Annotated in this window: 22 protein-coding genes and 1 tRNA gene; 18 read left to right on the forward strand and 5 right to left on the reverse strand. The window is 29.4% G+C overall.

Going from position 1 to position 24,821, the window contains the following annotated elements:
- Positions 1-35: 35 nt before the first annotated feature.
- The 3 genes from pth to ACJJVK_RS06130 form a co-directional block, all read right to left on the reverse strand.
- Positions 36-602, reverse strand: a complete 567-nt coding sequence (gene pth, locus ACJJVK_RS06120; protein WP_405564202.1) for an aminoacyl-tRNA hydrolase — start codon at positions 600-602, stop codon at positions 36-38.
- 159 nt (positions 603-761) lie between these two features.
- The gene (locus tag ACJJVK_RS06125) at positions 762-1,355 is read right to left on the reverse strand and encodes a 50S ribosomal protein L25/general stress protein Ctc (protein ID WP_405564204.1); all 594 of its coding nucleotides are present in this window, start codon (positions 1,353-1,355) and stop codon (positions 762-764) included.
- A gap of 17 nt (positions 1,356-1,372) precedes the next feature.
- Positions 1,373-2,314, reverse strand: a complete 942-nt coding sequence (locus ACJJVK_RS06130) for a ribose-phosphate pyrophosphokinase (protein WP_215994655.1) — start codon at positions 2,312-2,314, stop codon at positions 1,373-1,375.
- Between the two features lie 128 nt (positions 2,315-2,442).
- Here ACJJVK_RS06130 and ACJJVK_RS06135 point away from each other — a divergent pair.
- The 9 genes from ACJJVK_RS06135 to ACJJVK_RS06175 all read left to right on the forward strand — a co-directional run bounded on the left by ACJJVK_RS06135 (position 2,443) and on the right by ACJJVK_RS06175 (position 9,961).
- Positions 2,443-2,524, forward strand: a tRNA-Leu gene (locus ACJJVK_RS06135).
- Positions 2,525-2,676: 152 nt separating this feature from the next.
- Positions 2,677-3,018, forward strand: coding sequence for a hypothetical protein (locus tag ACJJVK_RS06140; protein WP_405564207.1), 342 nt, complete (start codon positions 2,677-2,679; stop codon positions 3,016-3,018).
- 111 nt (positions 3,019-3,129) lie between these two features.
- Positions 3,130-3,348 carry a hypothetical protein gene (locus ACJJVK_RS06145; RefSeq protein ID WP_405564209.1) on the forward strand — a complete coding sequence of 73 codons (219 nt, stop codon included), beginning with the start codon at positions 3,130-3,132 and terminating at the stop codon, positions 3,346-3,348.
- A 95-nt stretch (positions 3,349-3,443) separates the two neighbouring features.
- Entirely contained in the window at positions 3,444-3,950 is a 507-nt protein-coding gene (locus tag ACJJVK_RS06150) for a ferritin (protein WP_405564211.1), read from the forward strand.
- A 310-nt stretch (positions 3,951-4,260) separates the two neighbouring features.
- Entirely contained in the window at positions 4,261-5,418 is a 1,158-nt protein-coding gene (locus tag ACJJVK_RS06155) for a homogentisate 1,2-dioxygenase (RefSeq protein WP_405564213.1), read from the forward strand.
- A 193-nt stretch (positions 5,419-5,611) separates the two neighbouring features.
- Entirely contained in the window at positions 5,612-6,772 is a 1,161-nt protein-coding gene (hppD, locus tag ACJJVK_RS06160) for a 4-hydroxyphenylpyruvate dioxygenase (RefSeq protein WP_405564216.1), read from the forward strand.
- Positions 6,773-6,859: 87 nt separating this feature from the next.
- Positions 6,860-7,978 carry a choice-of-anchor J domain-containing protein gene (locus ACJJVK_RS06165; protein WP_405564218.1) on the forward strand — a complete coding sequence of 373 codons (1,119 nt, stop codon included), beginning with the start codon at positions 6,860-6,862 and terminating at the stop codon, positions 7,976-7,978.
- A 107-nt stretch (positions 7,979-8,085) separates the two neighbouring features.
- Positions 8,086-9,003 (forward strand): tryptophan 2,3-dioxygenase family protein, encoded by a 918-nt coding sequence (locus ACJJVK_RS06170; RefSeq protein ID WP_215994662.1) that lies wholly within the window; start codon positions 8,086-8,088, stop codon positions 9,001-9,003.
- A 190-nt stretch (positions 9,004-9,193) separates the two neighbouring features.
- Positions 9,194-9,961, forward strand: a complete 768-nt coding sequence (locus ACJJVK_RS06175) for a DUF3108 domain-containing protein (RefSeq protein WP_405564221.1) — start codon at positions 9,194-9,196, stop codon at positions 9,959-9,961.
- A gap of 11 nt (positions 9,962-9,972) precedes the next feature.
- Here ACJJVK_RS06175 and ACJJVK_RS06180 read toward each other — a convergent pair whose 3' ends face one another.
- Entirely contained in the window at positions 9,973-10,926 is a 954-nt protein-coding gene (locus ACJJVK_RS06180) for a peptidoglycan DD-metalloendopeptidase family protein (RefSeq protein WP_405564223.1), read from the reverse strand.
- A gap of 117 nt (positions 10,927-11,043) precedes the next feature.
- Here ACJJVK_RS06180 and ACJJVK_RS06185 point away from each other — a divergent pair, with 117 nt between their 5' ends.
- The 7 genes from ACJJVK_RS06185 to ACJJVK_RS06215 all read left to right on the forward strand — a co-directional run bounded on the left by ACJJVK_RS06185 (position 11,044) and on the right by ACJJVK_RS06215 (position 20,710).
- A complete protein-coding gene (locus ACJJVK_RS06185; protein WP_405564226.1) occupies positions 11,044-12,312 on the forward strand; it encodes a peptidoglycan DD-metalloendopeptidase family protein in 1,269 nt (422 codons plus the stop codon).
- A 4-nt stretch (positions 12,313-12,316) separates the two neighbouring features.
- Positions 12,317-13,882, forward strand: coding sequence for a glucose-6-phosphate isomerase (gene pgi, locus ACJJVK_RS06190; protein WP_405564228.1), 1,566 nt, complete (start codon positions 12,317-12,319; stop codon positions 13,880-13,882).
- A gap of 220 nt (positions 13,883-14,102) precedes the next feature.
- Positions 14,103-16,640: a TonB-dependent receptor gene (locus tag ACJJVK_RS06195; protein ID WP_405564230.1), complete on the forward strand. Its 2,538-nt coding sequence runs from the start codon at positions 14,103-14,105 to the stop codon at positions 16,638-16,640.
- Between the two features lie 19 nt (positions 16,641-16,659).
- Positions 16,660-18,471, forward strand: a complete 1,812-nt coding sequence (locus tag ACJJVK_RS06200) for a hypothetical protein (RefSeq protein WP_405564232.1) — start codon at positions 16,660-16,662, stop codon at positions 18,469-18,471.
- 96 nt (positions 18,472-18,567) lie between these two features.
- A complete protein-coding gene (locus ACJJVK_RS06205; protein ID WP_405568320.1) occupies positions 18,568-18,990 on the forward strand; it encodes a hypothetical protein in 423 nt (140 codons plus the stop codon).
- 3 nt (positions 18,991-18,993) lie between these two features.
- Entirely contained in the window at positions 18,994-19,722 is a 729-nt protein-coding gene (locus ACJJVK_RS06210; protein WP_405564234.1) for a lysophospholipid acyltransferase family protein, read from the forward strand.
- A 4-nt stretch (positions 19,723-19,726) separates the two neighbouring features.
- Positions 19,727-20,710 carry an acyl-ACP desaturase gene (locus ACJJVK_RS06215; RefSeq protein WP_215994670.1) on the forward strand — a complete coding sequence of 328 codons (984 nt, stop codon included), beginning with the start codon at positions 19,727-19,729 and terminating at the stop codon, positions 20,708-20,710.
- A 224-nt stretch (positions 20,711-20,934) separates the two neighbouring features.
- On the opposite strand, the gene ACJJVK_RS06220 is transcribed toward ACJJVK_RS06215, so the two are convergent.
- Positions 20,935-21,717: an amidohydrolase gene (locus ACJJVK_RS06220; RefSeq protein ID WP_405564236.1), complete on the reverse strand. Its 783-nt coding sequence runs from the start codon at positions 21,715-21,717 to the stop codon at positions 20,935-20,937.
- Between the two features lie 69 nt (positions 21,718-21,786).
- Between ACJJVK_RS06220 and ACJJVK_RS06225 the strand changes: the two genes are divergently transcribed.
- Both ACJJVK_RS06225 and ACJJVK_RS06230 read left to right on the forward strand, forming a co-directional pair.
- Complete coding sequence (locus ACJJVK_RS06225; protein WP_405564239.1) at positions 21,787-24,525, forward strand: PD-(D/E)XK nuclease family protein; 2,739 nt, start codon at positions 21,787-21,789, stop codon at positions 24,523-24,525.
- Between the two features lie 70 nt (positions 24,526-24,595).
- Positions 24,596-24,820, forward strand: a complete 225-nt coding sequence (locus ACJJVK_RS06230) for a hypothetical protein (RefSeq protein ID WP_405564241.1) — start codon at positions 24,596-24,598, stop codon at positions 24,818-24,820.
- Position 24,821 lies beyond the last annotated feature (1 nt).

Raw genomic sequence — 24,821 nt, forward strand, 5'->3', positions numbered from 1 at the left:
TATAGTTTTTCTGATTTTTAGTTGATTTTAGACAATTATTTTCCGTTAAAAGTATTCATTGTATTTGCTAAACCAGCAGTACCAAAAGAAGTAATTACTTTGGCTGATGTTGGTAAACGCTCTATTAATTGGCTTGTTTCTTCTTTATCCCATTCACCAAGTACAAAATCTACTTGTCTTCCTTTAGAGTAATTAGCACCTACACCAAAACGAAATCTAGGGTACTTATTTGTACCTAATTTCTCTTGGATGTCTTTAAGGCCATTATGGCCACCATCACTACCTTTTGCTTTAATTCTAATAGTACCAAAATCGATATTTAAATCATCAGTAACAACTAATATATTATCGATTTCAATTTTTTCTTTTTGCATCCAATATTTAAGTGCTTTACCACTTAAATTCATGTAAGTACTAGGCTTTAGTAGTATAAAAGTTCTGCCTTTAAAACGAAATGTAGCAACATCGCCTAATTTTTCGGTTTCGAAAGTAACATTATGTTCTTCAGCAACTTCATCAACAATTTTAAAACCAATATTATGACGAGTGTTAGTGTATTTGTCGCCAATATTTCCTAAACCAACAATTAAAAACTTTTTCATTAATTCTTCTTTAGTTTCTTTTTTAAAGTTTAATAATTTAAAAAAGAAGTTTTTAAAATACATTTTACAAAAATAGTATAAGTTCTTGAAATAAGTTAAAGACAAGAAAAAAGCGTTACATTTCTGTAACGCTTTAAATTATATTCTATTTACAGAAATTTATTCTGCAGCTGCTTCAGTTTCTTCTTCTTCCTCTTCACCAACAGTTGCGTTACGAGAAGTTCTTACTTGTACAATAACTGTGTTGTCTGGGTGCATGAATGTATAATCATCATTAGCTAAAGACGTTACAAATAATTTATTTCCAATTTTTAATTTAGAAATATCTGCTGTTACAAAGTCTGGTAAGTTTACTGGTAAAGCTTTTACTTTTAATTTACGGTTTGTAAAACGTAAAGCACCACCATTTAATACACCAGGAGAAGTACCTGTTAATTTTACAGGAATGTTCATTGTAATTTCTTTATCATCAAATAATTGATAGAAATCGATGTGTAAAATTTTATCAGTTACTGGGTGAAACTGAATGTCTTGTAAAATTGCGCTAATTTTTTGTCCATCAACATTAATACTTGCAGTGTATACATTTGGAGTATAAACCAAGTTTTTAAACGCTTTTTCTTCTGCTGAAAAGTGTATTGGTGTTTCTCCTCCGTATATAACGCAAGGAACCATACCAGCATTACGTAAGGCTTTAGTAGCTACTTTACCCACGCTTTCTCTTTTTGATCCTTTAATTGTAATTGATTTCATTACTTTTTATTAAAAATTTACATTAAAAATTGTCCACTAATTGAAGTGTTATCTTGCACTTTGTGCATAACATTCGCAAATAATGGGGCGCAAGATACTACTTTTATTTTAGATGTAGCCTTTTTTAACGGTATTGTGTCAGAAACAATTAACTCTGTTAAAGCAGAGTTTTCTATTTTTTCATAAGCACCACCAGATAAAATTGGGTGAGTACAAATAGCACGTACGCTTAAAGCTCCTTTTTCTTTCATTAAATTGGCTGCATGAGCTAGTGTTCCTCCTGTATCAATCATGTCATCAATTAAAATAACATTTTTACCCTCTACATCACCAATTAACTCCATATGACCAATTACATTTGCTTTTTTACGTTGTTTGTAACAGATTACTACCTCAGACAATAAGTGCTTAGAATATGCGTAAGCTCTTTTAGAACCACCCATATCTGGAGAAGCAATTGTTAAGTTGTCTAACTGTAAGCTTTCTATGTAAGGTAGAAATATAGAAGATGCAAATAAATGATCTACTGGTTTTTCGAAGAAACCCTGAATTTGATCTGCGTGTAAATCCATTGTCATAATTCTTGTTGCCCCTGCAGATTCTAAAAGTTTTGCAACTAATTTAGCACCAATTGCAACTCTTGGTTTGTCTTTTCTGTCTTGTCTTGCCCATCCAAAATAAGGCATAACAGCAGTAATATGTCTTGCTGATGCTCTTTTTGCAGCATCTAACATTAGTAACATTTCCATTAAGTTGTCTGCATTCGGAAAAGTAGAACCAATAATAAAAATACGTCTTCCACGAACTGATTCTTCAAAAGCGGGTTGAAATTCTCCATCACTAAAGTGTGTAATGATTACATTTCCTAAATCTGTGTTATATTCCTTTGCAATTTTTTCTGCTAAAACTGTACTTTGTCTACAACCAAATAGCTTTGGTGCAAGTTGACTATTTACCATGAAATAAGATTTTTTGTTGTGTTGTTGTAAGTATACAAAAGTAGATATTATTTGTTGAGTTTGAAATTAATTTTTCTATTTAAAAACTAAAAATATTTAGTAGATTTGCAAACTCATTTTCAAGCTTTGCTCAAGTGGCGGAATTGGTAGACGCGCTGGATTCAAAATCCAGTTCTTTCGAGAGTGTGGGTTCGATTCCCACCTTGAGTACAATAATAAAGGGTTAATTAATTGTTTTTCAATTTTTTAACCTTTTTTTTATTTTAAAAAACTCTAAAACAGTACCAGAAATTGTGTTTTTTGTTGTTATTTTCAATTATTTAATTCAAAGATTGTTGTATTTTGGTTAAAAGTTTACAATTATGATTTTAAAGAATATTTTAATAGTTATAAATTGTTTGGGGTATAAACAATTCCCAGACGCTTACGACTTACTTATGTTTGGCCTTGGGTCTTTTATCTTAATTATAATTTTAGGCCTTTACTACAATAGAATTCCAGAAAGTAATAGAATAAAATCTGATCTTCAAAATCCAATTTATCAATCAAAAGATGTTTTATTTCAAACTAGGCTAAACAAAGCAAATTATTTAGTTTCAGAAAAGAGAACATCAACGGGTATAAGCTTAATGATATGCTTAATAATTGCAGTTGTTATCTTTACACCAGTTTATAAATTATTAGGGACAGGATATTTTTTGTAATTTTATTTTTATTTATTCTAAATAAATACTTATTTTTGTTGCGTGAGTATTTTTACAGACATACAATTTAATATAAAGTTACAGCAAATAACTTTTTGTAATTATCAGTTAATGATAGATGATAAAAGTATGCAACTCACTTTTCCTCAATTATTACAATTACGTAATAAAATTAATAAAATTACTTCTCCAGAAAACCTAGAGCAAATTATTCAAAACGAAAATTTTGTGTTGTTATTTATTGCTGATAGAAAACACTTGGTTTTTTTAGAAATACCTAAATTATTAGACCTACAACAAGAAATTTCTCTTTGTTTTAATAGTTACTAATTTAAGTTCCCTTTTATTTAGATTACTTTTAAATTTAGTTGTTGCTGTAATGCAGCTTTGTATTTGTTGTATCTTTGATTAGAAATACACAATTTATGAAAACAGCAATAAGAAGACAAATGACTATTAATCCTGATGTAATGGATGTTTTAAATGGTCAAATAGCACTAGAAATGCACGCTTCTGCCTCTTATTTAGCAATGGCTTCTTGGTGTGATCAAAGAGAGTTACTAAATAGTAAAGCTTTTTTTTACAAGCAAGCTGAAGAGGAAAGAGCTCATGGAATGAAAATTTTTAACTTTATAAACGAAACTGGTGGTGCAGCAATATCACCTTCTATACCAGAAGTTAATAACGATTTTGAAAGTTTAAGAGAAATTTACGAAAAATCTTTAGATCAAGAAATAGCAGTAACACAATCTATTTACAAATGTTTTAAAGCAGCTAGAAATGCAGACGATTTTGCATCAGAAGTGTTTTTACAATGGTTTGTAAATGAGCAAATAGAAGAAGAAGATACTGTTAGAAGTATTCTAGATGTATTCGATTTAATGGAAGGTATGCCATTAAAAATGATAGACGAAAGATTGCCTACAGAGTAACATAAGTCTAAAACAAAATAAAAAAGCCAAAACAAATACTTGTTTTGGTTTTTTTATTTTAGAGTGTTTTTATTAAAAAAAATATGAATCGATTTTTGTATCTTTGGTTTATTGCGAAATCGATTGAAATGTATATAGACTTACTAACTTTTTTAAAATTCTTAATAAAACGCAATCCAGAATAAGGCTTCTTTTTGTAAATCCTGCGTATGCAGTAATCTTAAATTAGAAAAGAATAATTATTAACAAAATTTCTGCTATAGTTTATTATCGTTAATAGGTAAAAGCAAGAAATATAAATAATAAAAATATGCCTTTTTATCATAAATTAGGGGAAATTCCACCAAAAAGACACACCCAATTTCGTAAAAAAGACGGAAGTTTATATTACGAACAATTGTTTGGTACCATTGGTTTTGATGGTATGTCTACCAACTCATATCATGAGCACAGACCAACAATGGTCAAAGAAATCAGAAAACAATATTCTGTAAAACCAAAAATAGCCAAAGCAAATAACATTCAATCGTATCGCTTTCGCGGATTTCAAGTTCCGTCAGAAAACGATTATTTAGAAAGTAGAAAAGTAGTTTTAACAAACTCTGATTGTAATATTATTTTGTCTGCACCAAAAAAATCAACAACAGAATATTTTTATAAAAATACAGATGCAGATGAGGTTATTTTTATCCATAAAGGATCAGGAAAACTAAGAACACATCTTGGAAACCTCGATTTTAAATACGGAGATTATTTAGTAATTCCACGTGGAATTATCTACAAATTAGATTTCGATGATGACAATAACCGTCTTTTTATAGTAGAATCTTACAGTCCAGTTTATACACCAAAACGTTACAGAAACTGGTTTGGTCAATTATTAGAACATGCCCCTTTTTGCGAACGAGATTTAAGAAGGCCACACGAATTAGAAACTTATAATGAGTTAGGCGAATTTTTAATCAAAGTTAAAAAACAAGGCGAAATTATAGAAATGGTTTATGCTTCTCATCCTTTTGATGTAGTTGGTTATGATGGCTATAATTTTCCTTATGCATTTTCCATTCACGATTTTGAGCCAATTACAGGTCGTATTCATCAACCACCTCCTGTGCATCAAACTTTTGAAACTAATGCCTTTGTAATTTGCAGTTTTGTACCTCGTTTATATGATTATCATCCAAATTCAATTCCTGCACCTTACAATCACAGCAATATAGATTCAGATGAGGTTTTATATTATGTAGATGGCGATTTTATGAGCAGAAACGATATTGATCAAGGTCATATTTCCTTGCATCCTGCAGGTATTCCTCATGGTCCACATCCAGGAACCACAGAAAAAAGTATAGGTAAAACAAAAACCGAAGAATTAGCAGTTATGGTAGACACTTTTAAACCTTTAATGGTTACAGAAGAAGCTATGAAAATTGCTGATGAAGATTATTATAAGAGTTGGTTGGAGTAAAAGAATTATTAGAAGCTATTTCCTGCTTTTCGCACTCGCTTTTTTTGTGAAAAACAAAAAAGAGCTCAAACAAATGCTTCAATCAGGGCTAAACTTATTTGTAGATAAACAGATTAAGTAAACAAATAGCTTATCCAAAAACATAAGACCTTTTAAGTTTTTAAAACCTGAAATGTCTGCTAAAACATAAAAAATGTCAAAAAAAATAAAACCAGTAAACTACGGTTTAGAAAAAATATTTGAAGGTGCACAAGATTTTCTTCCATTGTTAGGTACAGATTATGTGGAATTTTACGTTGGTAATGCAAAACAAGCAGCACATTTTTATAAAACTGCATTTGGTTTTCAGTCACATGCTTATCGTGGATTAGAAACAGGATCAACAGATTCTGTGAGTTATGTATTAACGCAAGACAAAATAAAGTTGATGTTAACCACTCCACTAAACAGTAAATCACCAATAAATGATCATATTGTAAAACATGGAGATGGAGTAAAAGTAGTGGCGCTTTGGGTAGAAGATGCAAGACAAGCGTATAAAGAAACCACATCTAGAGGCGCAAAATCGTACATGGAACCCACAGTAGAAAAAGATGAGAATGGAGAAGTAGTAAGAGCTGGAATTTACACCTATGGAGAAACTGTGCACATGTTTGTAGAGCGTAAAAACTACAATGGCGCATTTTTACCAGGTTTTCAAAAATGGGAATCAGATTATAATCCGCCAATTGCTGGTTTAAAATACATAGATCATATGGTTGGTAATGTTGGTTGGAATCAAATGGATGTTTGGGTAAAATGGTATGAAGATGTTATGGGTTTTGAAAACTTTTTATCATTTGATGACAAACAAATTCATACAGAATATTCTGCATTAATGAGCAAAGTAATGTCTAATGGAAATGGACGTATCAAATTCCCAATAAACGAACCAGCAGAAGGAAAAAAACGTTCTCAAATAGAAGAATATTTAGATTTTTACGAAGGTGCAGGTGTACAGCATATTGCAGTAGCAACAGATAATATTATAAAAACAGTAACTCAATTACGTTCTAATGGAATCGAATTTTTGTCAACTCCACCAGAAGAATATTACAAAGCTGTTCCAGGAAGATTAGAGGAGTTTAGCCATGAATTAAGAGAAGATATTGAAAAATTAAAAAGTTTGGGTATTATGATAGATGCAGATGAAGAAGGTTATTTATTACAAATTTTCACAAAGCCAATAGAAGACAGGCCTACATTGTTTTTTGAAATTATTCAAAGAATGGGAGCCAAAGGTTTTGGAGCAGGAAACTTTAAAGCTTTGTTTGAATCTATAGAAAGAGAACAAGCAAAAAGAGGAACTTTGTAGTTTTTTCGTTAAATTAGCTGAATCATTAAATTTTTTTTACTATTTTTCGTAATTCATTGAATATATTTTAATAAAAAACGAAAAAATATGAAAAAAATTACATTTTTGATTTTAGTGTTGTTAGCATTTTCAGGATTTGCTCAATTTCCAGAAACTTTTGATAAAGAGTTACCTACATCTTGGGCAGTTTTTCTTGGAGATAATGGCTTAGGTGCTACAAGAACTTGGGAGTATAGTACTTACGAATATATGCTTGTGCTTTGGGATGAGGATACTAATGGAGGTACAGCAGAAAACTGGTTGGTTACACCCAAATTTAATGTTAGTTCAAGTAATTCAGTTTTAACATTTCTATTAACTGATTTAAATGAAGGAGAATATGGTTCTAATATATCAGTAAGAGTATCAACTAAAGAAAGTCAGACAACTATTTCAGATTTTACCACAAAAACAACTATTTTAGAAAGTGATATAATAACTGCAAGTGTATTTCAAAATTTCAGCGTAGATTTATCTGAATATATTGGTTCTGATGTTTATGTTGCTTTTGTTATGACTAATAATAATGGAGATGCATGGGTTTTAGATACTGTAGATTTAGTGCCAAATGCTACTGCTCCAAATCCGGTAATTACACCAATGCCAGCTAATAAAGCAGTAGATATTTCAATAGATGCTACAGATGGTTCAGATGATGATACTGATCCAGATAATAGGGTAGATTTTAGTTGGTTGGCTGCAACAACAGGAGATGCTGCTACTTCATATGATGTGTATTTAGGAGACGCTTCAGATGCATTATCTTTATTAGGATCAACAGGTAATTTAAGTGTTGGTATTACAGGTATGGCATATTCAACCACTTATTATTGGAAAATTGTTGCTAAAAATGTTGGAGGTGAGGCAGTAGGTTCTGAAACTTGGAGCTTTACTACAGAGAGTAATCCTGCACTATCAATAGAAACTAATGAGTTGAAAAATGTTAGTATTTTTCCAAATCCTACAAAAGGTTTTATCAATATAAAATCTGATGAAAAACCAACTAAAGTTACAATTTATAATCTTTTAGGTAAAAAGGTTACAACTATTAATAAAAGTGAACTCAAAGAAGATGTTGTTGATATTTCAAATTTATCAAAAGGAATTTATTTGATGAAAATATTAATAGAAAATACTACAAAAACTATTAAAATTATTAAAGAATAGTTCTGTTACTTTTTAAAATAGAAGTTAATGAATTTTAGAAATTAAATTAAAGAAACAAGGTTTTGAAAAAAATCTTGTTTCTTTGTTTTTACTTAGATTTTATTAAAATGAAAAGAGACGAAATTTTAAAAGCAATAGAAGAAAAATACGAAAAATTAGGTGTTCCTGTAGATGCTATGTTAGAGGGTTTACTTCATAGTACACCAATAACTTATTGGGATTATATTCAGACAGATGCATTGTTGGGCTTACAAACTCCAAGAACAAATCAGCCAGATGAAATGGTGTTTATTATGTATCATCAAGTAAATGAATTGTTGTTTAAAATGATTTTGTGGGAAATTGAGCAAGTTGCGAAACCAATTGAAATATCTACAGAAAAATTCTCAATGCATTTAAATAGAGTCAGTCGTTATTTTGATATGCTTTGTAACTCTTTTAATGTAATGACAGAAGGTATGGAAAGAGAGCAATATCTTAAATTTAGAAATACATTAACGCCTGCAAGTGGTTTTCAATCAGCTCAATATCGTAAAATTGAATTTGCATCAACAGAGCTTATTAATTTAATTGATGCGAATTACAGAGAAACCATCAATAGGCATTCTTCATTTAGAAATGCTTATAATCATTTGTATTGGCAAGCAGCAGGTAAAAATTATACTACAGGTCAAAAATCAACTTTATTAAACCTTTTTGAGAAGAAATATAAAGGAGAATTCATTGATTTTATGGAAGATTATAATGATATAAACCTTTCATTAAAATTTAAACAATTGCCTATAGAAGATCAACAAAATGAAGCTTTAGTAAAAGCAATGCGTCATTACGATTATACTGTAAATGTAAAATGGGTTATGGCTCATTATAATGCAGCAAGTAAATATATTGGTGGTAGCGATTCTGAATTAAAAGCTACTGGAGGCAGCAATTGGCGTAAATATATGCATCCAAAATATCAAAGAAGAATTTTTTATCCGTATTTATGGAGTAAAGAAGAATTAGAAAATTGGGGAACATTTTAAATCGAAAAACAATATTTTTATTTGAAAATTTTAGATTGATGGACTTTATAATATGTGAAAATTATTTCCAGTTTTTTGTGTATCAGTAATCTAAATAAATAGTTAAAAAGGTGTTTACAAATTGTTAGTGAACCACTTTTTTTAATTTTGGAACGGTAATTGTCATTACTTTTTTATATGTTTGATTTATATGAAAAAGTATATTCTTTTATTATTCGTTTTATTTTTTACCACAATAACTTTTTGTCAAGAAAAACCTGTTGCCTTTAAAAGTGGAGAATGGTTGCGTTATAAAATGAGCTACAGTGGTTTTCTAAGAGCGGGGTCAGCAATTTTAGAAGTAGAAGAAAAAGAATTTAATGGTAAAAAAGTATTTCATACCAAAGGTACAGGTTGGACTTCTGGAATGATTAAATGGTTTTTTGAAGTAGATGATAAGTACGAATCTTTTTTTGATAAAGATTCTGTTAAACCCTATTTATTTAAAAGAAAAATTGATGAAGGTGGTTATAAAAAACACAGAATAACTGCTTTTAATTACGATTATAATACTGCTTATATTCAAGATTTTACCTTGCAAAAAGATACTACAGTTGCATTTTCTAAAGTACAAGATATGCTGTCTTCGTTTTATTATTTAAGAAATAAAGACGTATCAAAATTAAAAAATGGAGATGAAATTAAATTGGATATGTTTATGGATTCTCAAATTTATCCTTTTAAGTTACGTTTTTTAGGTCGCGAGGTTTTAAAAACTAAGTTTGGTAAAGTGAAAACATTAATTTTTAGGCCTTTAGTGCAATCAGGTAGGGTTTTTAAAGCTCAAGAAAGTGTAACGATTTGGATTACTGATGATTTTAATAAAATACCCATTAAAATGAAGGCAGATTTAGCTGTGGGATCTTTAAGAGCAGAATTAGAACAATATAAAGGTTTAGCCAATGATTTTGGCAAATAGAATTAGAAAATCTACCTCTTTTTAATAAGCAAACCATTCTTTTTCCATTTTCTTTTTTCTCTTTTTGTCATTTCTAATTCAATTACTGTATTGTCAAAAGACCCTGTATAAAATGTATTAGCTTCAAGTTTTGTGCTGTTACCATCTAATGTGTAGAAATAAGGATTTATATAGGAATATAAATGTGTTCTATTTTTTAAATTTTCGTCTTTTCTTTTGTTAAAGTCATAATTCAAGATTTTTTTATCTAAATAATAAATTGATAATCTAACCTGGCTGTTTTCATCAGAATCATAAGAACCTGCTAGTGCAATAGGTGCAGAAGGATAAACGATATCTCCCACATTTACCATAATACTATTTTCTTTTAAAACACTATAAGTAGCTATAGTTCCATCTTTGTGTTCTATTTTAATAGAATTGGATTTAGACTTATAGCCATATTTTTTTGTATTATCTGATTTTTCTTCATCAGAAACACTAAGAACTACACCTTTTCTTATAGCTAAAACAGTATCATTAAGTTTTGTTAGGAATTGCCATGATTTCCAGTTTTTAGGTGCTGAATTTCCGAATTTTTTCCCTAAAAAATTAAGATTACGTACTTTAACTTTTTCGCCTTTTTTAAAAGGTAAAATATACTTAAAAGTTTCTTCTGGTTCAGATTTTACATCACCATAAAATATTTTAGATCTATAAGAAAAATTAATGCTTTCATCACTATTTAAGGGGTTTAGCGTGTAAATTTGACCACCATAACCTTTTAAAGTTTTCTTTATTACACTTGCAGAAGCATTTTCTAAGCTCGTAAAAGTTAAAATTATTAAAACACTTCCAGGAACATCAGAAGAATAATTAAATGTAATGGATTTGTCATCGTTTCTTTTGTAACTAATACTTTGAGAAAAAATAAAGTTATAACATAAAAAACAAAGGAAAGTAAGATATATTTTTTTTGATTTCATTTTTAGTAATTTTTTTACTAAAGTAATAAAAATCGTTTTCGGAAGTTATTCTTTTAGATTAAAAAGGAATCATTTTTATTTGTACTTTTGATTCTTATCTAAAACAGCATATTTTTCTTGAAAAAAGTATTCATCCTTTTCGCCCTTATTATATCATTTTTATCTTGTAAAAAAGAAGAAGTAAAACCAGTTGTAATTGTAAAAGAAGAACCAAAACCTGTTATTAAATTTGGTTATAATGTAGATGATTATAAGGTTATTCATGATACAATTAAAAGTGGAGAAAGTTTTGGGATAATTTTAGACAGGCATCATGTAGTGTATCCTAAAATTAACCAAATTGCAGCTGTTGTAAAAGATACTTTTGATGTAAGAAGAGTTAGAGCAGGTAAACCTTACACAATTTTAGCAAGTAAAGATTCTACAGAAAAAGCACAAGTTTTTATTTATAAACATGATAAAATAAACGCTACAATTTTAGATTTTAAAGATTCGTTAATTACTGCAAAACAATATCAAAAACCAATTAAAATAGTAGAAAAAGTAGCAAATGGTGTAATCAGTGCTAATTTTACGTATTCTATGGATAGTTTAGGGTTAAAACCAAATTTAACTTATAAAGTTGCAGATATTTACGCTTGGACCTTAGATTTTTTAAGATTACAAAAAGGCGATAAGTTTAAAATAGTTTATGAAGAAAAATTTATAGACGATTCTACTTTTGCTGGCTATGGTAAAGTAAAATCAGCGGTTTTTAATCACAATGGAAGAGATTTATACGCTTTTCGATTCTTAGCAGATTCTACATTAAACATTCACGAATATTATGATGAAAATGCAAAGATGTTAAGAAGTCAGTTTTTAAAATCTCCTATAAAGTTCCAATACAGAATATCTTCAAGATACAACTTAAGAAGAAGAATTGCATATTATGGTAATAAAATAAAACCACACAGAGGTACAGATTTTGCTGCAAAAATAGGTACACCAATTATAGCTACAGCAAGTGGTACTGTTGTAGAATCTACAAGAAGAGGTGGTAATGGGAAATTTGTAAAAATTAAACACAACAGCACCTATTCTACTCAGTATTTACACATGAGAAATCAAGCAGTAAAAAAAGGGCAATATGTAAAACAAGGTGATGTTATTGGTTATGTAGGTATGACAGGTAATACTGGAGGTCCACATGTTTGCTATCGTTTCTGGAAATATGGTAAACAAGTAGATCCTTTAAGAGAAAAATTACCAGCAGCAGAACCAATGAAAAAAGAGGTGAAACCAGCCTTTTTTGATTACATAAAAATGTTAAAATATCAATTAGATTATAAAAGGGTTCCTGTACAAGAACCAGAAGTAGTTAAAGAAATAATAGCACAAAATTAAAAAAATGGCTTTACCAAACAACAACCCAACAAAGACAGCTTCGTGGCAAAAACTTACAAATCATTTTAATGATATTAAAAACATCACCATAAAAGATTTGTATAAAGATGAAAATAGAGTGTCAGATTTTTCTTTAGAATTTGATGATTTATTAGTAGATTTTTCTAAAAATAGAATTACAAAAGAAACTATTGATTTATTAGTAGAATTGGCTAAAGAAGTTGGTTTAAAAGAAGCAATCGAATGTCAGTTTAATGGAGAAGAAATCAATGTTACAGAGGGTAGAGCAGTTATGCATACTGCTTTAAGAAGCACTTCTGATGAACCAGTTTTGGTTGATGGTAAAAATATTAAACCTCAAATACAAACTGCTTTAAGAAAAATTAAAAGTTTTTCTAACAAGGTAATTTCTGGAAAATGGAAAGGATATACAGGTAAATCTATTACAGATGTTGTAAATATTGGTATTGGTGGTTCTGATTTAGGCCCAGATATGATTGTTGAATCTTTAAAGTTCTACAAGAATCAATTAAATACACACTTTGTATCTAATGTAGATGGAGATCATGTATCAGAAATTATAAAAAACTTAAATCCAGAAACTACACTTTTTGTAATTGTGTCAAAAACATTTACAACACAAGAAACAATATCAAATGCAGAAACTATTAAGAATTGGTTTTTAAAATCTGCTACTATTTTTGATATTCCTAAACACTTTGTAGCAGTTTCTACAAATTTAGAAGCAGTAGATAGTTTTGGTATTGATAAAAATAATGTTTTCCCAATGTGGAATTGGGTTGGTGGTCGTTTTTCTTTATGGTCTGCAGTAGGTTTATCAATTAGTTTATCTGTTGGTTTTGATAATTACAGAGCTTTATTAGATGGTGCAGAAGAAATGGATATTCATTTTAGAAATGAAGAATTTGAGAATAATGTTCCTGTAATTTTAGCATTAATTAGCATTTGGTATAACAACTTTTATATGGCAGAAACAGAAGCAGTTTTACCATATTCTCAATACTTAAAGAAACTACCAGATTATTTACAGCAGGCAGTTATGGAAAGTAATGGTAAAGGTGTAGATAGAAATGGCGATAAAATAGATTATCAAACAGGTACAATTGTTTGGGGTAGTACAGGTACAAATATGCAACATGCATTTATGCAATTGGTGCACCAAGGTACAAAGTTAATTCCTGCAGATTTTATTGGTTATAAAGAATCATTATATGGTTTGTCTGATCATCATAAAAAATTAATGGCAAATTACTATGGGCAAATGGAAGCTTTGGCTTTTGGTAAAACAAAAGAAGAGGTGCATTTAGAATTGCAGTTTTCTGGTGATGAAGATAAAATTAACAAACTACTTCCTTTTAAAGTTTTTGAAGGTAACAGACCAAGTAATGCAATACTTTTCGATAAACTTACACCTAAGTCTTTAGGGAAGTTAGTTGCCTTATATGAACATAAGATTTACGCACAAGGAATTTTATGGAATATCTATAGTTATGACCAGTTTGGAGTTGAATTAGGTAAGGAATTAGCTAAAAAACTTTTAGGTAAATAAAAAGAGGGTATACTTTTTAAGATTTTGTTAATTTTTTAACATAAAAAACTAACAATTATCAATAATTAAAAAAGCGATTAAAACACTGTTTATTAGTGTCTTAATCGCTTTTTTTTACTAAGATAATACCTTAAATTTGTGTTAAATGTTAATCTTAAATTAACATTAGAATGCAAAGAAAAATTCAATTTTGCAAAACATTTAATAAACAAATTAAACAATGAGAAATTTTAAAAACTTATTATTCGTAGCTTTACTTTTAGTGTCTGCTACAATTCTAGGACAAACTAAAATTACAGGAGTAATTGTTGATGAAACAAACCAACCTTTACCTGGAGCAAGTGTTCTTGAAAAAGGAACAACAAATGGAGTGTCAACAGATTTTGATGGTAATTTTACATTAAACGCTAAATCTAATGCAGGTACTCTTGTAATCTCTTTTATTGGTTACAAAACAAAAGAAGTATCGTTTACTTCAGCAAAAACAGAGCTAGGTACTATTAAATTAGCAGAAGATGCTATTTTAGATGAAATAGTTTTAACAGCTACATCTTTTGCAATTGGTAGAAAAACTCCTGTTGCAGTTTCTACTGTAAAATCTGCAGATATTGAAGCTAAATTAGGTCTTCAAGAATTTCCAGAGATTTTAAAATCAACTCCTGGTGTATATGCTACTAAATCTGGTGGTGGTTATGGAGATGGAGAAATTAATTTACGTGGATTTAGAACTCAGAATATTGCTGTAATGATTAACGGTATTCCAGTTAATGATATGGAAAACGGAGCTGTTTATTGGTCTAACTGGGCTGGTTTATCAGATGTAACTTCTGCAATGCAAGTACAAAGAGGTTTAGGAGCATCTAAAGTTGCTGTACCATCTATTGGAGGTACAATTAACATTATATCTAAATCTACAGATGCTACTAAAGGTGGTTCTATAATGATGAGTACTGGTAATGATGGTTATCAAAAATATGGTATGACATTATCTACAGGTTTAATGGATAATGGATTTGCTGTTACTGCTTCTGCTTCAAAAATTTCTGGAGAAGGATATGTAAACGGATTACAATTTGAAGGTTTTAACTACTTTTTAAATGTTTCTAACCAAGTTAACGATAGTCATAAATTATCTTTCAATGCAATTGGTACAATACAAGAACATGGTCAAAGGTTTAATAGAAGAACTATAGAACAATATAGAGCAACAGAACAAGGTGGTCAGAGATTTAACCCAGATTGGGGTTTTAGAAATGGTAAAGTAGAAAACTCTTCTTTTAATTTTTATCATAAACCACAGATTTCTTTAAATCATGATTGGATTATTTCTGATGCTACATTTTTAACTACTTCTGTATATGCTTCTTTTGGATCAGGAGGAGGAAGAAGAACTCAAGGTACTAAGTTTGCAAATGATTCTTACAGATTAGGAGATATTGATCAGCCAATTGATTTTGATCAAATAGTTGATGAAAATATTGCAAATGGAGCAAATGGAGCTACAGATATATTTGCAGCTTCTAAAAACTCTCACGAATGGTATGGTGTTTTATCTACTTTAAAGACTGATTTATCAGAAACATTAACTTTATCTGGTGGTCTTGATGCAAGATATTATATAGGTTCTCACTGGTATGAAGTTACAGATCTTTTAGGTGGTGAATACTACTATAACTCAGATTTAGATGAAAGAACAGGAGGTCAAGCTTTAAAAGTAGGAGATCGTTTTAATAAAGATTACGATGGTAAAGTTGGTAGATATGGTGTATTTGGTCAGTTAGAATATAGTAAAGACGATTTATCTTTATTCGTTTCTTCTTCTGTGTCAAACTCAATATACAGCAAAGTAGACAGAATGTCTTTTGGTGATGAAACAAGAGAGTCAGAAACTGCTAATTTTTATGGATACAGTATTAAAGGAGGGGCAAATTACAACTACTCAGATACACAAAACGTATTTGCAAATATTGGTTACTTCTCAAGAGCACCTATTGCAGACAACGTATTTAACAGTGATTATGATGTAGATTTATACGAAGGTGCTTTAAACGAAAAAGTATTTAGTGTAGAGTTAGGTTATGGTTTTAAAACTCAAGTATTTTCTGCAAATGTTAACTTATATCACACAGCTTGGATAGATAGATTTATGACATTCTCTTTACCAGGAGCAGATGGTGAGTTTATTACTTCTAACGTTACAGGATTAGATGCATTACACCAAGGTTTAGAAATAGACTTCTTGTTTAAACCAATAGAAAAATTATCTATTACAGGTATGGCTTCTTTAGGTAACTGGAGATGGAAAGATAACGCGTCTGCAAGTACTTTTAATGAGACAACAGGTGAAATTATAGCAACATCAACAGTATATGCTAAAGATTTAAAAGTATCTGATGCTGCACAAACTACTTTTGCATTTGGTGTTCAGTATGATTTATTAGAAAGAACAAATATTTCATTAGACTATAACTATGCAGGTGATAACTATGCTACTATGAATGTTACTTCAAGAACAGATGAAGAAGATGCAGGTGTTGATACATGGAAATTACCTAACTATCACTTATTTGATTTTGGTATTAGACATGGTTTCGAAATTGCAGGTTTAGAATCTACAGTATCTGGTAATGTAAATAACATATTTAATGTAGAATATATTTCAGATGCTAATAACGGTTCTAATTCAAGCTATGATACTGCTCAAGTTTATTATGGTGCAGGAAGAACATTTAGTTTAGGATTAAAAGTTAAATTTTAGATAACAAATAATATACAAAATGAAAAAAATACTTTTATTATTAACAGTTTTTTCAATGGTTTTCACTTCTTGTGATCCATTAGAAGATATCTATACAGAAGTAGATGCAGAATCTAATGCTGTAGTAGGAGACGTAGTTTATACATTAACCGATGATGATTACGAAGAATTAGAATTATCTTATGGTAGTTTTAGTTCAGAAGATGATGCTAAAGCAGCTTTACCAGCGTTCTTAGCAGATAAATACCCAGTTTGGGGAAAAGGTTCTTCTGCATTAATCGAATATCAATTATATATTGGTAACGCTTTTGATTTAGATAATTATAATTTAGATCAAGATGATTATACTTTTAGTGGAAGTGATTTATTAGGTTTTGAATCTACTTCAACTCCATCAGATTATCTAGCAGATATTATTAGCGATAATTTTAGTTCTCCAAATGAAGGAGATTATGTAGCAGCTTCATATTTCCAATTCACTGGTTCAACTTACACAGTTACTCCTACAATTTCTTTTGATGAAAATTTTGATTATGGAACAACAGCAGGTGATTTAACAACTGTAAGTAGTGGTGATTGGGAAGCGCATTCAGGTGCTGGAAATGGCCCTATTGGATTTGATACAACTAGTTTATCAATGACAGATTATCCTTCTTCAGATATAGCAGGATCTTTAACAGTTGATAGTTCTGGTTCTGAAGATGTAACAAGATATTTCACAGAAATATCTTCAGGAATTGTTTACGCAAGTACTTTAGTTAATTTAAGTGAAGTAAATGACGGAACTTATACTTTTCATTTAAGAGATAGCGATTTCGCAGTAGGATATGTAGCAAGAGTTGGTGCTAAAGATGATGGTTCTGGAAATATCTTGTTTGGTATTGGAGCAAGTTCAAGTACTTTAACTTACGGAACTACGCCTTACGCATTAAATACAACATATCTTTTAGTATCATCTTATAATATTGAAAATGGTGAAGCTAACTTATATATTTTACCATCAGTAGAAACAACTCAACCAGTTACTCCAGAGGCTTCAAGTTCTGGTACATCTGGAGCAATTGTTTCTGGTGTTTCTATTCGTCAAGGTGGTGGAGGACCAACTGGTGTTTTTGATGGAATACGTATTGCAAATACTTGGTCTGCACTTATGACTAATGATGTTTTAGCTGATGAAGTAGTAGGAGGTAAAGTTGAATCTAATGTAATATATACATTTGATGGTACAGATTGGGTTTTACCAACTAATGATTATTATGCTGTTACAGAAGCAGATTTTACATCTATGGGAATTACGTCTTTTGGAAGTTCTACTTCTGCAGATGACTATTTACCAGCATTCTTAAATCTAAAATTTCCTTATGCACAAGAAGGTACAACTTTAGATGTAGTTTATGATTATGTTTCAAGTTCAAGTGGAGCACAAGTTCGTGGAGATTTATATACAAAAGAATCAGGAGTTTGGTCTAGTTTCGAATCTACAATTACTGCATCTTTACAATTGGCACATGATGGTTCTTCATGGGTACCAGATAATACAATTAAACACGAATTAGATGCAGATGATTATGCATTAATTATAAGTACTTATAAAACTGTAGCAGGTTATGAAACTTCAGTTCAAAACCTTGAAGCTTATGGTAATATTAGTACTTTTAATTGGACAGAAGAGCAAATAGATGCTGCATTAAATACAGTTATAGTTAGCAATTATCCAGGTATGGAAGAAGGTCAAAAATTTGCAATTACTGTTTATGTATATGATGGTTCTTCTCATAACATAGTAATCAATTATATTTTAGAAGGTGGTGTTTACGTAAGAAACGACTAATTCTTTAAATTATAAATATTTTAAAACCACCTCAACAGAGGTGGTTTTTTTATACATAAAATTGTAACTTTACAGCATTAAACGATACGTATTATGATGAAAAATGTTCACTCTTATTGGGCTTATTTAGTGTTACTTATTTTAATTTTTGCTGTTGTAAACGCAATAATTGGTTTAGTACAAAAAAAACAATTTACAGATAAAGATTTACGAATTGGTTTATTTAGTTTAATTGTTTCTCATATTCAATTATTAATAGGTTTAGGTTGGTATTTTATGTCTCCTTGGTACAAAGCGTTAAAAAGCGATGCAGGTGAAGTTATGGCAGATAAAACAGCAAGATTATTAGCAGTAGAACATCCTATAATGATGATTATTGCAATTGTATTAATTACCATAGGTTGGTCTAAACACAAGAAAAAAACAGAAGATTCTGCTAAATTTAAAACATTTGCAATATTTTATGGTTTAGCATTATTAATAATTCTTTCAAGAATTCCTTGGAGTAACTGGATATAATTAATGAAAATTTTAAGTTATTTTTTATCATCAATATTTACTTTAGTATTCTTTTTACTATTGTTAATTTTTCATCCTATACAATGGTTAGGTTTAAAATTAGGTGGGTCTAATGGTCACCAAAGTGTAGTAAATATTATGAATTGGTTTTTAGTAAAGAGCTTACTAATATTAGGTGTACCAGTAAAAGTTAATAATAATTATAAAATTCCAGAGGGTAAAACCATCATTTTTGTATCTAATCATCAAAGTATGTTTGATATTTCACCAATAATTTGGTATTTTAGAAAACATATTCCAAAATTTGTGTCAAAAAAGGAACTCAGTAAAGGCATACCAAGTATCTCATTTAATCTAAGAAATGGTGGTGCAGCATTAATTGATAGAAAAGATCCAAAACAAGCCATAACAGAATTGATTAATTTTGCAAAAAACATCAATAAAAATAATTGGTCTGCAACAATTTTTCCAGAAGGTACAAGAAGTAAAACAGGTAAACCTAAAAAATTTGCACCAAATGGCTTAAATATACTTACAAAGTATAATAAAGAAGGATATGTTGTACCTTTAACCATCAATAATTCTTGGAAAGTTTTTAAATATGGTAAGTTTCCATTAGGTTTAGGCAGTCCTATTACAATAACTGTGCATGAACCTATAAAGATAGATGCAATGCCATTTAAAGAATTGTTAGTAAAAACAGAGTCAGTTATTACAGCTCATATAAAATAAAATTATGTCTATAAAAAATGTAAGAAAAGAAGTTATGCTAACTTTAGAACAAAAGATGCAGAGCTTCATGGAAACCTATTTAATACCTGCTGAAAAAATTTGGCAGCCAACCGATTTTTTACCTAATTCTCAAAGCAATTCTTTTATAACAGAAGTAGAAGAGATTAGAGAAATATCTAAAGAATTACATGACGATTTTTGGGTGGTTTTAGTAGGAGATACTATTACTGAAGAAGCATTACCAACTTACGAATCTTGGTTGTTAGATTTAGATGGTGTTACTCAAGATCCAGATAACAGTTGGGCAAAATGGGTAAGAACTTGGACAGCCGAAGAAAACAGACATGGAGATGTTTTAAACAAATATTTGTATTTATCTGGACGCGTAAATATGCGCGAAGTAGAAATTTCTACACAGCATTTAATTGCAGATGGTTTTGATATTGGTACATCTACAGATCCATATAAAAACTTTGTTTATACTACTTTTCAAGAGTTGGCTACTTATGTTTCTCATAACAATGTAGCTAAAATTGCACGTAAAAAAGGACATAAAGCATTGGCAAAAATGTCTAAAATTATTGCAGGAGATGAAATGCGTCATCACCAAGCTTATGCACATTTTGTAAAAGAAATTTTTCAAATAGATGCCAGTGAAATGATGTTGGCTTTTCAACATATGATGAAACACAAAATTGTAATGCCAGCAATGCATTTAAGAGAATCTTTTGGAGAAAAAGGAAGTTTGTTCGACGATTTCTCTACAGTTGCACAAAGAATTGGCGTTTATACAGGTTTCGATTATGTAGATATTTTAAAGAAATTGAACACAATGTGGGAGATTGATAAAATAACAAATCTAACTCCAGAAGCAGAAAAAGCACGCGATTATTTAATGAAGCTTCCAGACAGAATGTACAGAATTACAGAAAGAATTAAAGTCCCAGACACAGACTTTCAGTTTAAGTGGATGTTACAACCAAGTTAGTTTTAGAAGCTATTTCCTGCTTTCCACTATATCTTTTTTGCGAAAAGCAAAAAAGGATGTCGTTGCAATCAGGGCTAAGCTTGTTTGCTGATTTTAGTTAGTTTCAGAAAAAATATTTATTTTTTAGTTTGTATTAGAACTCAAAAACAAAAATTTAAAGACCCTTCAGGTTTTCAAAACCAGAAGGGTCTTTTTTTATAAACTATTTAAGTTATTCTATCATTTTAAAGAAGAATATTAAAATCATCTTTATCATTCAAAAATCCCAATTGTTCTCTAATTTTTTGCTGATTGCTTTTTATTAAAGTCGCTTCAATTATTCCGATTTCATTTTTAGGGAGATTAGAAATTTCATCACCCAAACAATCAATAATTACAGAATTTCCAGAATAGGCATAATTATTGGCATCAGTACCAGTTCTATTTACACCAATTGTATAGCTTATATTTTCTATGGCACGTGCTTTTAAAAGTGTATTCCAAGCTTTAATTCTTTTTATTGGCCAATTTGCCACATAAATTAAAACATCGTAATTTTCTGTGTTTCTAGTCCAAACAGGAAAACGTAAATCATAACAAATCAAAGGACAGATTTTCCATCCTTTATATGTTACAATTAATTTTTTATTTCCAGAAGTGTATTCTTTATCTTCACCAGCCAAAGAAAAAGAGTGTCTTTTATCATAAGTTTCTATTTTACCAGAAGGTTTTACAAAAACTAAACGATTATAATACTTTAAGTCATCTTCAATTACTAAGCTTCCAGTAATAGCTAAATCATTTTCTTTAGCAATTTTTAGCATCCAAGAAATAGTTTTCCCATTCATTTTTTCAGCTACATTTTTGGGTTCCATCGTAAAACCAGTGGTAAACATTTCTGGTAAAACCACTAGATCTGTTTCTTTAGGTAGACTTCTAATTTTTTCATCAAAAAAGGCAAGATTTTTAGTTGGATTTTCCCAAACCAAATCTGCTTGAATACCAACAACTCGCAATTCGTTTTTCATCAAAATAAAATTAAAGATTAAAGAGGTATAAATGTAAGTTTTTGTAATTTAGAAAACCAAAAATTAACGATGCAATCTTTTATTTCAGAAACTTTAGATGATATTTTACAAACCACAAAATCATTTGAAAATGTGGTTTTTATACTGCCTTCTCAAAGAGCAAAGGTTTTTGTAAAGCAAGAGTTTAAAGATAAGATTAGTATTGGTTTTTTGCCAGAAATGCTAAATATAGAGCAATTTATTCAGCGAATTTCTGGCGTGCAAAAAGCAGAAAGCATACAGCTTTTGTTTTATTTTTACGGAATTTATAAAAGCGTAGAAAAAAATCCGGATTCTTTTGATGTTTTTTCTTCTTGGGCAATAACAGTGTTGCAAGATTTTAATGAAATTGATCAACATTTGGTAAACACTAAAGACATTTTTATCTATTTAAGAGATATAGAACGTTTAAGAAAATGGTCTGTAAAAGGTACTTTTAAAGAGACAGAATTAATTAAAGACCATAATTCGTTCTTAGAAAAGCTAAATAATTATTACGATTCTTTTTATCAATTTTTATTGAATAAAAATATTGGTTATCAGGGTTTAATGTATAAAGAAGCTTCTAAAAAAATAGATGGTTTTTTAGATGAAAATAGTAATAAAAAGTTCTTTTTTATTGGCTTTAATGCGTTAAACAATGCAGAAGAATTATTGTTTCAGAAAACTTTAGAAAGAGGCAATTCCGAAATTTATTGGGATATTGATGAGGCCTTTTACAACTCCAATCATCAAGCAGGTAAATTTATTAGAAGGTATAAAAGCGAATGGAAGTATTACGAAAAAAATCAACTTAAATCTTTAACAAATTCGTTTACCCAACCTAAAAATATTGAGGTAATTGGTGCAGCAAAAAATACAACACAAATAAAATATATTGGTGAAATATTAGAAAAATCTACCAATTTTAAAAATACAGCTTTGGTTTTAGCAGACGAAACTTTGTTGCCAATAACTTTAAATTCTTTGCCTAAAAACATTAATGCAATTAATATAACAATGGGTTATCCTTTAAAAGATGTGCCTACAACAAGTTTGTTATTTGCTGTTTTTCAATTGTATATTTCTCAAGAAAAATTGCAGAAAAATATTGTTAATGAGTTTTATTATAAAGATGTAATTCGCTTTTTAAAGCACCAAAATATTTATGGATTATTAGATAATATTGATGTTTTTACAACTCAAATTGCTAAAGAAAATCAGACATTTATATCAGAAGGTCTTATTCAAGTATTTTTAAAAGAAGAAAAAGTAGCAGTTAAAACAGTAATCTTAAACTTCTTTAAACCTTTTAGTTCTGTTGTTATTTTTATAGATTATATTTTAGACTTAATTAACCTTTTAAAAGAAGAAGTTAATACACTAGAAAAAGAATATTTATTTCGTTTTTATACCGCTTTTACACAATTAAAAACATTGCAAAATGAGTTTGAATATTTTACAGATTTAAAAACTTTATCGCAGTTTTTTAGACAATTAATTTCTTCAGAAAGTTTGTCTTTTCAAGGTGAACCTTTAAAAGGTTTACAATTAATGGGGATGTTAGAAACACGTGTTTTAGATTTTGAAAACATTATTTTAGCTTCTGCAAACGAAGGTGTTTTACCAGCAAGTAGTCAGCAAAATTCTTTTATTCCTTTTGATGTAAAAGTTGAATTTGGTTTACCAACTTATAGAGAAAAAGATGCTATTTTTTCGTATCATTTTTTTAGATTATTACAAAGAGCAAAAAACGTATTTATTTTATATAACACAGAACATGACGTTTTTGGAAGTGGAGAAAAAAGCCGATTTGTAACACAACTAGAAATGATGAAAACAGATATTGTGCAGAAATTAGTATCGCCCAAAATTGTTTCTCAAAAAACTGAATTAAAAGAAATTGAAAAAAATGATTTGGTTTTTGATCGGTTAAAAGAGCTAGCAAAACAAGGCTTTTCTCCATCATCATTAACCAATTATTTGCACAATCCTGTTTCGTTTTACAAACAGAAAATTTTAAGAATTAAAGAATTTGATGATGTAGAAGAAACAGTTGCTTACAACACTTTGGGTACTGTAGTTCACGAAACTTTAGATGAGTTGTACAAGCCATTTATGGGTAAATTTTTAAAGTTTGATGATGTTGTAGTAATGGAAAAATCTGCCAAAGATTTGGTGGTAAAACATTTTAAAATCCATTTTAAAAATGGAGATATTTCTACAGGTAAAAACCGTTTAATTTTTGAAGTTGCCAATCGTTTTGTTGTTAATTTTTTAGCATTAGAAAAGAGAATTTTAAAGGATGAAAATAATCAACTAAAAATTATTGCAACAGAAGAAAATTTATCTGCAGAAATTGAAATCGACGGAATTGATTTCCCCATAAAATTGCACGGAAATGTAGATAGAGTTGATGAGTTAAATGGAGAATTAAGAATTATTGACTACAAATCTGGAATGGTAAAATCTTCTGAATTAAAAGTATTAGATTTTGAAGAATTAAGAGCTAAAGAACAATACAAAGCCATTCAGGTTTTATTGTATGGTTATCTATTCACAAAAAGTAAAAAGTTCGATTTTTCTAAGAATTTAAAAGCCGGAATTTATTCTTTTAAGAACCTTAATTCAGGTTTTTTGAGTATCAATTTTTCATCAAATTATAGAAATCCTGACACCAATATCACCGAAGAAAAATTAGAAGAATTTATTGAGGAATTAAAAACATACATTCAAGAGATTTACAATCCAGAAATCGATTTTATAGAACCTGCTGATTTGAAATACTAGATTTATATCATTTCAAATAGAAAGAAATTGAGTTGAGAAATTTTTAATATTTATTCTTTATCTTTATAAAATGGAGTACAAACACGACCAAATTAATATTGAATATTCAGCAACAGACAAAGAATCTAACAGCGTTAGAATAATGTGTGTTTTTCTTATTTTAATTTTTGCTTTAGTTCCTTTAGCAGAAATAGTTGCAGATTTAGAGTATAACACCATATCTCATCATTCAAGAACAACTTGTTTTATTGGTGGCTGGTCATCTGGCCCATTATCCTTCAAAGAAATAAAATAAA

This window comes from Polaribacter sp. Asnod6-C07, assembly GCF_045063625.1.
Lineage (GTDB): Bacteria > Bacteroidota > Bacteroidia > Flavobacteriales > Flavobacteriaceae > Polaribacter > Polaribacter vadi_A.

Excerpts from the sequence above, each read along its gene's own strand:
- ACJJVK_RS06215 (WP_215994670.1), top strand. The coding sequence starts at position 19,727 with ATGTCTATAAAAAATGTAAGAAAAGAAGTTATGCTAACTTTAGAACAA.
- ACJJVK_RS06170 (WP_215994662.1), top strand. The coding sequence starts at position 8,086 with ATGAAAAGAGACGAAATTTTAAAAGCAATAGAAGAAAAATACGAAAAA.
- ACJJVK_RS06175 (WP_405564221.1), top strand. The coding sequence starts at position 9,194 with ATGAAAAAGTATATTCTTTTATTATTCGTTTTATTTTTTACCACAATA.
- ACJJVK_RS06125 (WP_405564204.1), bottom strand. The coding sequence starts at position 1,355 with ATGAAATCAATTACAATTAAAGGATCAAAAAGAGAAAGCGTGGGTAAA.
- ACJJVK_RS06220 (WP_405564236.1), bottom strand. The coding sequence starts at position 21,717 with ATGAAAAACGAATTGCGAGTTGTTGGTATTCAAGCAGATTTGGTTTGG.
- ACJJVK_RS06210 (WP_405564234.1), top strand. The coding sequence starts at position 18,994 with ATGAAAATTTTAAGTTATTTTTTATCATCAATATTTACTTTAGTATTC.
- ACJJVK_RS06150 (WP_405564211.1), top strand. The coding sequence starts at position 3,444 with ATGAAAACAGCAATAAGAAGACAAATGACTATTAATCCTGATGTAATG.
- ACJJVK_RS06225 (WP_405564239.1), top strand. The coding sequence starts at position 21,787 with ATGCAATCTTTTATTTCAGAAACTTTAGATGATATTTTACAAACCACA.
- ACJJVK_RS06195 (WP_405564230.1), top strand. The coding sequence starts at position 14,103 with ATGAGAAATTTTAAAAACTTATTATTCGTAGCTTTACTTTTAGTGTCT.
- ACJJVK_RS06155 (WP_405564213.1), top strand. The coding sequence starts at position 4,261 with ATGCCTTTTTATCATAAATTAGGGGAAATTCCACCAAAAAGACACACC.
- ACJJVK_RS06145 (WP_405564209.1), top strand. The coding sequence starts at position 3,130 with ATGATAGATGATAAAAGTATGCAACTCACTTTTCCTCAATTATTACAA.
- pgi (WP_405564228.1), top strand. The coding sequence starts at position 12,317 with ATGGCTTTACCAAACAACAACCCAACAAAGACAGCTTCGTGGCAAAAA.
- ACJJVK_RS06165 (WP_405564218.1), top strand. The coding sequence starts at position 6,860 with ATGAAAAAAATTACATTTTTGATTTTAGTGTTGTTAGCATTTTCAGGA.
- ACJJVK_RS06230 (WP_405564241.1), top strand. The coding sequence starts at position 24,596 with ATGGAGTACAAACACGACCAAATTAATATTGAATATTCAGCAACAGAC.
- ACJJVK_RS06180 (WP_405564223.1), bottom strand. The coding sequence starts at position 10,926 with ATGAAATCAAAAAAAATATATCTTACTTTCCTTTGTTTTTTATGTTAT.
- ACJJVK_RS06130 (WP_215994655.1), bottom strand. The coding sequence starts at position 2,314 with ATGGTAAATAGTCAACTTGCACCAAAGCTATTTGGTTGTAGACAAAGT.
- ACJJVK_RS06205 (WP_405568320.1), top strand. The coding sequence starts at position 18,568 with ATGAAAAATGTTCACTCTTATTGGGCTTATTTAGTGTTACTTATTTTA.
- pth (WP_405564202.1), bottom strand. The coding sequence starts at position 602 with ATGAAAAAGTTTTTAATTGTTGGTTTAGGAAATATTGGCGACAAATAC.
- ACJJVK_RS06140 (WP_405564207.1), top strand. The coding sequence starts at position 2,677 with ATGATTTTAAAGAATATTTTAATAGTTATAAATTGTTTGGGGTATAAA.
- hppD (WP_405564216.1), top strand. The coding sequence starts at position 5,612 with ATGTCAAAAAAAATAAAACCAGTAAACTACGGTTTAGAAAAAATATTT.
- ACJJVK_RS06200 (WP_405564232.1), top strand. The coding sequence starts at position 16,660 with ATGAAAAAAATACTTTTATTATTAACAGTTTTTTCAATGGTTTTCACT.